The sequence below is a fragment of the Paenibacillus sp. P4_A7 genome, from assembly GCF_056402455.1.
Genome location: NZ_JBFUHJ010000158.1, coordinates 1 through 11217, shown reverse-complemented (window position 1 = coordinate 11217; position 11217 = coordinate 1). Strand labels below are relative to the sequence as shown.

The 11217-nt window shown below is 42.9% G+C and carries 9 protein-coding genes; 3 read left to right on the top strand and 6 right to left on the bottom strand.

Going from position 1 to position 11217, the window contains the following annotated elements; translation table 11 throughout:
* Positions 1-525: EVE domain-containing protein (locus AC1DWN_RS18385; protein WP_477560358.1), on the top strand; the 525-nt coding region annotated here is incomplete at its 5' end.
* An 81-nt stretch (positions 526-606) separates the two neighbouring features.
* Here the strand turns inward: AC1DWN_RS18385 and AC1DWN_RS18380 are convergent.
* Positions 607-1956 (bottom strand): sodium-dependent transporter, encoded by a 1350-nt coding sequence (locus AC1DWN_RS18380; protein ID WP_477560357.1) that lies wholly within the window; start codon positions 1954-1956, stop codon positions 607-609.
* A 292-nt stretch (positions 1957-2248) separates the two neighbouring features.
* The gene (locus AC1DWN_RS18375) at positions 2249-3178 is read right to left on the bottom strand and encodes a helix-turn-helix domain-containing protein (protein ID WP_477560356.1); all 930 of its coding nucleotides are present in this window, start codon (positions 3176-3178) and stop codon (positions 2249-2251) included.
* Positions 3179-3429: 251 nt separating this feature from the next.
* Between AC1DWN_RS18375 and AC1DWN_RS18370 the strand changes: the two genes are divergently transcribed.
* Positions 3430-4347, top strand: a complete 918-nt coding sequence (locus AC1DWN_RS18370) for a phytanoyl-CoA dioxygenase family protein (RefSeq protein ID WP_477560355.1) — start codon at positions 3430-3432, stop codon at positions 4345-4347.
* A gap of 87 nt (positions 4348-4434) precedes the next feature.
* Here AC1DWN_RS18370 and AC1DWN_RS18365 read toward each other — a convergent pair whose 3' ends face one another.
* Positions 4435-6189, bottom strand: a complete 1755-nt coding sequence (locus AC1DWN_RS18365) for a beta-galactosidase (RefSeq protein ID WP_477560354.1) — start codon at positions 6187-6189, stop codon at positions 4435-4437.
* Positions 6190-6251: 62 nt separating this feature from the next.
* The gene (locus tag AC1DWN_RS18360; protein WP_477560353.1) at positions 6252-7712 is read right to left on the bottom strand and encodes an arylsulfatase; all 1461 of its coding nucleotides are present in this window, start codon (positions 7710-7712) and stop codon (positions 6252-6254) included.
* Positions 7713-7969: 257 nt separating this feature from the next.
* Between AC1DWN_RS18360 and AC1DWN_RS18355 the strand changes: the two genes are divergently transcribed.
* A complete protein-coding gene (locus tag AC1DWN_RS18355) occupies positions 7970-8317 on the top strand; it encodes a hypothetical protein (protein ID WP_477560352.1) in 348 nt (115 codons plus the stop codon).
* A gap of 90 nt (positions 8318-8407) precedes the next feature.
* Here AC1DWN_RS18355 and AC1DWN_RS18350 read toward each other — a convergent pair whose 3' ends face one another.
* Both AC1DWN_RS18350 and AC1DWN_RS18345 read right to left on the bottom strand, forming a co-directional pair.
* Complete coding sequence (locus AC1DWN_RS18350) at positions 8408-9808, bottom strand: sulfatase family protein (protein ID WP_477560351.1); 1401 nt, start codon at positions 9806-9808, stop codon at positions 8408-8410.
* 63 nt (positions 9809-9871) lie between these two features.
* A partial coding sequence (locus tag AC1DWN_RS18345; RefSeq protein ID WP_477560350.1) for a sulfatase family protein occupies positions 9872-11217 on the bottom strand: 1346 nt, incomplete at its 5' end.

Here is an 11217-nt window from a genome sequence, read left to right as displayed (position 1 = left end):
GCTTCTCATGTGAAACGGGGGGTGCTGGGTGGATTCGCCCAGCTCTGCCATGGCAAGTCAGCACCTTTGCGTCGGATGTCTCCCAGTGATTGGTTGATATACTACTCTCCACGAACGGACTTGTCGAAGGGGGAGGTGCTCCAAGCATTTACCGCAATTGGACAGGTTGCGGATGACAGAGTCTACGAATATCAGATGTCCGAATCCTTTGTGCCATTCCGCCGGAATATCCGCTATATTCCGTGTCGCGAAGTGAGGATTGCCGCTCTATTAGATCAGCTTTCCTTCACACGAGGGAATCGAAATTGGGGATATAACTTCCGCTATGGTCATTTTGAGATCGGAATCGAAGATTTTCTGACGATTGCTGACGCGATGATGGGCGATGTGGGATACTTCCAACATATCTCCCAGTCCCATAGGATCAACCAAAAAGAAATGGTTGATCCTCATGATACGAAAGGGCAGGATAATTTAATAAGGCCATCTATAAAAAGGGCTACCACATCAGATCCAAACGTTTGATGGGCAAACGACAAAAACCCCTTTAGATGTAATTATCCAAAGGGGTTTTGCCGTACTTTCTGTTTCTCTTCTATTAAGCGCTTAAAACTTATCAAGTATGCCTGTACTATCAAGAAATACGATGATAATTGCTATAGGAATAACGTACCTCATTATAAAAAACCATATATGAAATGCAGTGGCCCCTAAACGAGAATGCTGTAATAGTTCCTCTCGCAAAGTGCTTTTCTTAATCTTAAGTGATACGAAAATAGAAATTAAAAATACGCCAAGTGGCAGTAGAATATTACTAACTAAATAATCCGCTGAATCAAATATACTCTTCGAGAAGATTAAAATATCAGCAAAAACACTATAAGATAATGCAGAGGGAATGCCTACTACGAAAACTAATGCACCAATAATAAATGCATATTTCGATCGCTTCTCCTCTTTTCCTTTCACTATAGATGCTACAATAATTTCTAACATAGAAAAGGCCGAAGTTAATGTGGCAAATAAAAATAAGGCTAGAAAACCTAATAAGAAAACTTCGCCAAAAACAATTTGATCAAACACAGCAGGCAATACAACAAACAACAAGCCAGGTCCTTCAGATGGTTCTAAGCCTAGTGAAAATACTGCGGGAAAGATTGCTAATCCTGCTAATAAAGCAATCAGTACATTCATTGCAACGATTGAAATAGCCGGTTGAATTAAGCTTTCCTTCTTTGAAAGATAGGAACTATAAGTAACCATTACTGATATTCCGACACTTAAGGTGAAAAAAGCTTGACCCATCGCAAACAGAATACTTTGAGATGTGATTCTTGAGAAATCAGGTGCCAGGAAGAATTTCACGCCTTCCATAGCGTTATCCAGTGTAAGTGAGCGAATGATTAGAACAATAAATAGTATAAATAAAGCGGGCATTAATATTTTACTCACTTTTTCAATACCATTTTGAACCCCTTTTGCTACAACGATGACTGTAATTGCCAAAAAGACAAATTGAGCTGCAATAACCAAGGTGGGATTTCCAATTGTCAGGTTGAAGACGGATCCATAATTTGCTCCCTCGCTAATTATTCCGCCAAACAAACCTTTTGCAAAATAGATAACAATCCAACCACCAATGACACTATAAAAAGACAATAAAAGAAAACTGGTGAATACACCCATCTTTCCGATCCAATGCCAATTACTATTAGGAGCTAAACTACGATATGCACTAATTGCTTCCTTTTGTGTACTTCTACCGATAACAAACTCTGCTAACAACATTGGAAAACCCATAAACAAAACAAATAAAATAAATAGAAGAAAGAATGCTCCTCCCCCACTTATACCTGTAACATAAGGAAGCTTCCATATTGCGCCTACTCCTATAGCCGAACCTGCTGCTGATAAAATAAAACCAATCCTCGATGACCATTGCTCTGATGTTTGCAACCTAATCCATCCAATCTTTATTATCTATAAGACCAATTATTAAACAAAAAAAAGCAACATCACTATCTTTAACGATAGGGACGTGGCTTTTCACAAGGTAACACCCTAATTTGAAACTTACTTGTTTCCACTTGTTAGTATAACGGTTTAATCCGTTTTTATACTTCTCTAAGAGTCAGTGTAAAATAGCTCAAGTTCTTTTCATCGCTTATTCGATTTATAATAATAAACGGAATTATAGTATGGTAACACCTAAAGGTCAACCGTTTATTCCTATTATTAAATGATTATTTCAACCATTTTCTTTCTTCTCCTCTTTTTGCGGTACGATGCGAGGCCTAGTATTTAAATAATCGGTCGTTAATGTATTGCAAAATTGTGTCAAGTTCGATCCCGTATTTTTCTTGAACATCTTACCAAACGTATGCACGTCCGAATAGCCAACGTTCCTTGCAATTTCGCTTACAGAAAGATCGGTTTGAATGGCAAGCTCTTTAGCCTTCTGGATACGTACCCAAGTTAAGAACTGCATAGGTGTCATACCGAATTTTTTTTTGAAAATCATAATAATATGGTTACGGCTAAGCCCAGTCGCACTCTCGAGATCACTATGCCTGACTTCTTTATGATAATGATTAAGCAAATAGTTTTTTAGTAAAACGAGCTTAGCGTGATTAGATGCGCCGCCAGCATTTTCCTCTTCTCGGCCGTTGACTAGGCTTGCTTCAGAAAGCACTTCCATTAATAATCCCTGGCATCTCATCTGTCGATTAAGACCAGGCTGGCTGTATTGCCCAATAATCTCGGCGAGTTTACGTTCGACGGGGTGACCCGTGAAATTGCCTAACAAGTGCCGATCCTGAAACAGCTCTTCGAACGGGAGGGAGGTTTGTCCGAAGTGGAACACGATGGACAGACAAACATAAGGTTGATTTTCAACTGTACGAATGGAATGTAGTTCACCGGGGCGATGAAATAACAGATCTCCTTTTATGGTCGTGTAACTATTCCCCGCTACAGGATATTCCGCCATTCCATTAATCACATATTGCAAGGCATACTGCTTTAACGTTCTATTCTCAATCATCCAGCCTTCAGGGGCATGGAAAGTATGCGCAAGCGTGATATAGGGGGGGCAATAATAATCATTCATCCAAACTAACGTATCCGAAGGATTCATATCAACTAAATTTATGTTCGAATTATCGTTTGTGTTCTTCAAGGATTTCCCTGCTTTCACTTATTGTAAACAAACATCAATGCAATGTCTGCGTGATTTTGGCAACCGATTCGTTCTTTTCGTCTAAATACTTTCCGCTAGAAAGGATCTATTATGAAATTATAAGAATCTATAAGTTTGATACTTATATTATGCTTATAATTCACCGCGAAACTTTGCTTTGCCGCTAGAAGACGGCGCAAGCCGTTTACGCTTGTAAAAGAAGTTCACTAAATACGATAAAGGGAGTGCATATGATGTCACAAGCCAACTATAACATACTGGTAGCGGATGCGAACACCCAATTGGAAATCACAGAAGCACAAGCGCAATTTTTTAAGGAAAACGGATTTCTCGTCATTAGAAACCTTCTTAAGAACAAGGAATTGCAACTCCTACAGAACGAGATGCAAACTTTACTTGAACATGGGCAGAATGGGGTAGACGGTGACGATGACTACCTATATGGTAAAGGGACGAAAACCGGCGGACAAGTACTCAAGCGCATCGAATACGTTGTCGATAAAAGTGTTCCCGCCAGAGCTCTGCTAGCCCATCCATTTGTCTTGAATTCCGTTGAGAAGCTTCAAGGTAATAATTTCATCCCCACTTGGGACTCGATGGTGCTCAAAATGCCTAATGAAGGGATAATTGTTCCATGGCATCGTGACGCTCAACGTCCCGAAGGCTGCAAAGATGATCGCCCTATATTCAATGTCGACTTCTACCTAGATTCTGCAGATATTAAAACCTGTTTATGGGTCATTCCCGGCAGCAACCGCTGGACCGTTGATACCTCGAATGAACGTTGCAATCAGCCAGGCTTCGAGACGTCCGATGCCATTCCGGTACCATTGGAAGCAGGAGACGCCATTTTCCATGACATTACGGTTGTTCACGGATCACCGAGTGGTGATGGAAATGCGCTTCGTAGAACGATATATTATGAATTCCGCCCTGGAGAAATTGAGTTAGAGTTCGGACCACATAATCGGGAATATCTAGCTCTTAAGCAACAAGTTCTGCTAGAATGTATCGAGATTCGGAAAGCGGCCAACTATACCGGGGACGAGAAACCATACGAATATAAGCCATCGGGCGAGTTTGCGGTTGCAAGTATTAACAAACCATCCACCTTTCGTTATCCACATGGAGATTATCGGTTCGGTTAATAATGGTGAAATTAAAGGGGCTGTCCCAAAAGGTCAAAAACCTTGAGTTACAGCCCCTTCTATCTTCTTATAACTCGCTCTATGTCATTAACCCAAATCTGCCTGATCTGTCAGCGTAATAATAGGAGCCTCCGTGCCGTGAAGCTCGAATACAACCAGCTCATTCTCGCCATCACGAAGCAAAGGAGCAGGAATATACAAAGTATGTGTCGGACCTACTTCCCAGTATCGTCCTAGGTTAAATCCGTTTAGGAACACGCTTCCCTTAACCCATCCATCCAACCGTATGAAGGTATCTGCTTTTTCCTCGACCATGAACGTACCCCGATGGAAAGTAGGCTGATTCGGTTCAACTTGCTGACCAACTCCCGCTGGCTTGAATGAAAGAGCATCAAGTGAATCCAGTGGAAGCGGATAAATCGTCCAGTCGTACAAAAATTGATTGTCTAATCGCACGCCCTCCGTGATGCCCTTACGGTCGCGCATAAGTGGACCGTAATTGACGCGCCCCATATTCTCTACTAAGATGTCAAGACGAACACCCTCTGACGGAATTTCAAGCGGAAGAGCAATCGGATTCCACCGCTCTACCGTACCTACATAAACACCATCTGCAAACACTAGCGCCCGATCACGCACATCCTGAAGCGTCAGCTTCTGCCCTCTTCTTGGACCGGTAATCCGCGTGGAGTATACGATGAAACCATATTCCTGTCCGATCTTCTCCATTGGGTCCGGACAAGTTCTTTGAACCGGGGATGATAAGTGCTTTAATTGATCGAATAAGCCGGCTGTCTCATTAATCCGTACTTCTCCATATGCACGTTTCTTAATCGGTTCAGGCAATTGCAGCTCAGGCAGCTCCACAAAACGCTCCAATACTTTCCGAACTGCATAAAATTTTTCAGTCGGATCGCCAGACTCACTTAAGAGGGTGTCATAGTCATAGCTATTTACGGTAGGCTCATATTTCTGAACATGATTAGCTCCGTTATAAAAGCCGAAATTCGTGCCGCCATGGAACATGTAGAAGTTTACTGAGGCACCTTCCTTCRGCATATCCTCCAGCACCGCAGCTACATCCGCAGCTGGACGGGATTGATGCTCCTCCATCCAATGGTCGAACCAACCATTCCAGAACTCCATGCACATAAGCGGACCTTCCGGCTGATATTCCCGCAGCTTTTTGAATGCATAATCAGCTCCTGAGCCGAAGTTAACGGTTTCAAACACGCCATCGACCATACCGCCCTGCAGCATGTGATCCTCTGGTCCGTCCGAGGTAAATAGGAACACATCCATGCCACGCTCGATCATTGCATCTCGAATATATCCTAAGTATTTCTTGTCGTTCCCGTAGCTGCCATATTCATTCTCGATCTGCATCGCAATAATTGGTCCGCCATTTGTGCATAGCAATGGCTTCAAACGCGGCAGCAGCTCGTCAAAATAAGCGTCAACCTTATCTAGATAGCTCTGATCAAAGCAACGAAGCCTCATATTGTCATCCGCAAGCAGCCAAGCTGGAAGACCGCCAAACTCCCATTCCGCGCAAATATAAGGACTTGGTCTCACGATTACATGAAGTCCGAGCTCGCCTGCAAGACGTACAAACGCCTCGATATCAGCCAACCCATCGAACTCAAATTGACCTTCCTTCGGCTCATGCACGTTCCATGCCACATACGTTTCAACGGTGTTGAACCCACAAGCTTTCAGCTTAAGGAGCCTGTCCTCCCAATACTCGGGCACGACGCGGAAATAATGGATCGCACCTGACAATACCAACATCGGTTTTCCTTCGAAAACAAATTGATTTCCTTCTATTCCAAACGTAGTCACACTGCTCATCCCCTCATATATGCGATATAATCAATCTTATATGTTTGATAATGAATTCAACTTTATCTGATATGCTGCAAGCATGACTGCGGTGTGCGACCTACGACGAGCTCGCCTTCACTCACATATCCTTCTTCGCTATTTTCCAGCTCACTAATTAATCGATCTCTCCACATCTGGATGTGATGGGAATAGTCCACATTAGTGATTTGATTAACTAGCTCATTTGGATCCTTAGCCAAATCAAAGTACTGCTCTTCGCCAGTCTGCGAATACCAAATATACTTTTCTCGACCATCCGTCACGTAGTGATGCGACAACTTGCCATAGGCATGTTCCCCATGAATGTGACTGCGCCAATCAGGCTGTTCGCCTCTGCACAGTGGAACTAAGCTCGTTCCGTCCACTGTCTCCGGTATATCTACACCCGCTGCATGCAGCAAAGAAGGCATAATATCACGCAGCTCTGTTACATGAGAGACTTCCAGTCCATGTTTAGCTCCGAGTTGGCCTCCTGGATCAGAAACAATAAACGGTACTTTCGCACTTCCCTCATATGGGAGCGCTTTCCTGAACAAATGATGATCGCCAAGCATCTCACCGTGATCAGATGTAAATACAATCACTGTGTTATACAGTTCACCGTACTCCTCAAGCGATTGCATGAAACGCCCGATCTGATCATCTAAATGTGTGATCAACGCATAATAGGCAGCTCTTGCACGCTTCAACCGTTGAGCAGGCACCTTGCCTGATTGGGTGATGGGATTCAAGCCATCCCTATTCGCATCCTCTTGCTGGGCCCAGTCTCCGATTACGGGTTCCGGGAAATCAAGATCCTTATACATATCAAAGTAGACTTGCGGTGGATCGAATGGTGGATGAGGTCTTACGAACGACATCCAGAGAAAAAATGGTTTCTGTGGATCTCTGCGGCGCAAGAAATCAATCGATTGTGTGACGACCCAATTGGTCGGATGCAAAGCTTCTGGCAAATGCCATGGCCTTGCTACAGTCGATGCGTTGCAATCAAGACCAAGATCGGTTAAATCAAGTGCAGCGCCCGCCCGCTCACGAAGCCAAGGCAAATAGTCATCACAATGATCGAATGATTCTGCTACGTTCGTACTTTTTTTCATACGATTGTGATGCAAATATCCGTCATGAAGCACTACATTGTGAAAACCCATTAAATTACGCGTAGGCGCTACATGCATTTTACCGATACACTGGGTATGATAGCCGGCATTAGCCAATTCTCCCGGAAGTGTATGCTCGTAGTTCCAGGTTACCTTTTCTTCATATCCTACTCTTCCATGTGAGCGCTGGCTCATTCCTGTAAAGATAGCAGCGCGAGCAGGCAAACATGAAGGAGTCGAGGAATACGCATTTTGAAAAAGAACACCTCTCCGTGCCAGCTGATCAATATTCGGTGTTTCTACAGCAGGATGACCCARTATGCTAAGACAATCGCCTCGCATCTGATCTACTGAAATAAACAAAATATTAGGACGGTTGCTCACAATTACTCCTCCTAAAGTTTCCCAACGTGAATAATGCCCTATCATTATAGCGTGAAATGAAAGAAGTCGCTATAAAAGAAAACGACAAATACATCGCAGCTACTTTTTTAAAATTTCTATTGATTCACACTGCAAAAATAGGAATGGTAAAATTACCTTTTTTTGTGTTGTAATCCGTATAAGTATGTAATAAAATAACATGGTCCGAAAAAATGTATACTTTTAAAGTTTAAGTGTGTGGGGGGATTATTATCATCATGAGCAGTCAGATTAGAATCTTTAAGGTTTCAGCCGAATTGGAAAAGGGTCAGTTTGACATCAAGGTTAGCCCTTGGAAATTGCTCATTGAGACCAATCGATATTATGAAATCAAACCAGAAAATGGTCCCGTAAAGAGGATCTACAAAGAGAAATTAAATACGGTTGTTGAAGAGTCAAAATCCTATACCAATGGCTTTCTCTCTTGTTCCGCATTTTGTATCGAAGACCAAGTAAATGATATGAAAATGTTAATTGTACAAAAGCTGCAATTAAAAATAAAAGACTATATGAATGAACTTCAATTAAACCAAAAAGCAATTGAACAGAATTGTTTACTCTATTAATTACCTCATCAATCTTCTAAACTTTCTATTAGAAAAAGCGCCCTTAGGCGCTTCTCCGATTGTTCGAATTAATCAGACATCACTTCATTACTATTCAAATTCCGCATAAGCCTTTTTCCCTTTTCCGGCAGGCCCCGCTAGATTTAGCTGACCGAGACCGTATACCGCTTCGTGAGTGCCGTCTAAGGCAGGATCGACATAATGGACAAACCATTTCTCAAGCTTCGCCTTCATTTCCATCCTTATTTCACTGCAAGCAGGATCATCGATTACATTGAGCTTCTCATCAGGGTCAATCGCCACATGATAGAGCTCATGAGGTCCATAAGGATAACGGTGAATATACTTCCATTCCCTTGTTCGAATCATTCTAACAGGACCATATTCGTCATAAATCACAACGTGATCATGAACATTTTTTTCATTACCGAGCAGCAACGGTAGGAAGCTTCTCCCTGGTAAATTGTCCATTACTGGATGGTGCAAGCCCGCATATTCAAGAATGGTTGGCATAAAATCATAGCCGCTTACTAGCTCATCACATACTTGACCTTGTGGTATGCGACCCGGCTGAGAAAAAATAGCAGGTACCTTTACAGAGGTATCAAACATGTTTAGTGGAAACGTCCCATTGCCCTTGCCCCATATTCCATGATGACCGCAGTTAAAGCCGTTATCGCTAAGAAAGCAAATCAACGTTTGTTCGCGTACACCCATCTCATCTAATTTGTCGATGATTCTGCCGATATTTTGATCCATCGCAGTAACTGCTGCATAATATCCTTTTAAATTTTCCTTGCGATTGTCCCAGTATGGCTCATTTCGAAGCTGCCAAGGATGTAATGGCTCCTCCGGACAAGACTCAAATAAACAATCGTCATAGGAATCCACAATTTCTTGCGGATGGCTATCGATCCAAGGTGTATGTGGTGATGTATAATGCACACTCAAATAAAAGGGCTCTTCCTGCTTTTGATTCTCTAAGAAACTCAGTGCATCGTCCGTAATAACATCCGTCAAATAGCCCGATTCAGTAACGAGCTCGCCTTCTCTAATCATTGGAGCATTATAATAATAACCGCCGCCTGATTGATGAGTATACCAATGGGTTAATCCTTTTTGAGGATTGATGCTGTCGCCCAAATGCCACTTGCCGCTTATCCCGCAATTATAGTCATTATTAGCCAAAATTTCCGTATAAGAGGTTTGTCCCTGCAAATATTCAATGGCGTTTTCTCCAACGTTTCCTTCGCGGATCCAGTCATGAACGCCATGCTGTGAAGGCATTCTTCCCGTTAATAAGGATGCTCTAGCAGGAGAGCAAACAGGCGATGTGCAGAAAAAGCTAGAGTACCGCATTCCTTCGGCTGCTAGACGATCTAAATTCGGTGTCCGAATTTCTTTATTGCCTGCACAGCCCATTGCCCAAGCTCCCTGATCATCACTCAAAATAACAATTATATTGGGTTTATCCGTATCATGCTGTCGCAAATGTTATGCACTCCTTTAAATTAAAATAATCCATATTATAGTGGATGATTCAATTATTAATCATTAAACTCTGCTTGATCTGCTATTCACTGGCTCGCTGCGTTCCATGTCGTTCAGAAGCTCAATCATTAGCTTTAATTTTACCTGCTGATACTCCGGCACGTGGAATAAGTTGTGCTTCTCGCCTGGATCTTCCTCCAAATGGTAAAGCTCTCCGAACATTTCTCCCAAATATATGGCCAGCTTCCACTCCGCCGTTACCCAGCATTTATATCGAATCCGGTCTGGCTCCTCCTTGTACTCGATGCGAACCCCATTTCGCGATAGCGGCTCTCCATTCGTTAAACGAGGCTTCAAGCTAATCCCGTCTCGCTTCATATGATCCTCAATTGCTGCAAAGTCCAGAATCGTAGGCAACAGATCGACTAAGGATACCACTTCCTCCACCTCGCAAGGAGCAAATCCCTTCGGATATCGGACCAACAGTGGAATATGAGTAACGCCTTCGTATATAAGAGGTCCCTTTTGACCAATGCTGTGATCGCCCAGCATTTCACCGTGGTCGCTTGTAAAGATGATCAATGTATCATCAGTCAGGCCCAGTGAATCTAAAGCGTCCAGTATACGGCCCAGCTGCTCATCTATCAGCTGCACCATCGAATAATAATAAGCACGGGTTAACCGGGTTTTCTCTTCTTCCTCAAAATAAGGCTTCCAAGCAACAGCACCATTGCCAGCCATCACGTGAGGTCCGTTAAATCTACTCTCAACAATTCGGCCATCATGAAATAGCGGAATATGATCTGCGTAGTCCGTCTCTCTGTCATTCGTATTATCCGGCAATGGAATAGCTGCGGGATCAATTCGATTGGTAAATTGTACGGGCAGTACATGAGGGTGATGTGGATCTTGAATGCCCAAATTAAGAAAGAATGGACGATCTCCCTCTTGATTTTTCATAAAATCAATCGCGGATTCAGCAATCCAACTTCCCTGATGAACCTCGAGCGGTATATTCCAATCGCCGGTATCATTAGCATCCACATCGAATATACGGTTACTCGCAAAACTCTTCGGATCAAAGCCTTTTTGTTTCACCAAATGAGCATAATGACTGGTCACGCCATAAGTGTTGTGGCCTAAGCTTAACTCTGCTGTTTCAAACCCACTGAAATCGTAAAATGGTGTCCCGAGTTCATCCACTTCCATCGTCTCTGGACTCTCCGAACCCCATGGATGCCAATGTGCTTTGCCTACATGATGCGTTCGATAGCCGTGCTCTCGCAAAAGCGTACTTATCCATGTGGAATAATGACTAGTAGTCGTTCCAATGTTATAAGATCCATGTCGTGAAAGATGCATACCGCTCATGATCGAAACTCTCGACGGCGTACAGATCGTATTGGGAC

What these genes read in the sequence shown, in the direction of transcription:
- AC1DWN_RS18370 (WP_477560355.1), top strand. Translation starts at nt 3,430, where the DNA reads ATGATGTCACAAGCCAACTATAACATACTGGTAGCGGATGCGAACACC.
- AC1DWN_RS18355 (WP_477560352.1), top strand. Translation starts at nt 7,970, where the DNA reads ATGAGCAGTCAGATTAGAATCTTTAAGGTTTCAGCCGAATTGGAAAAG.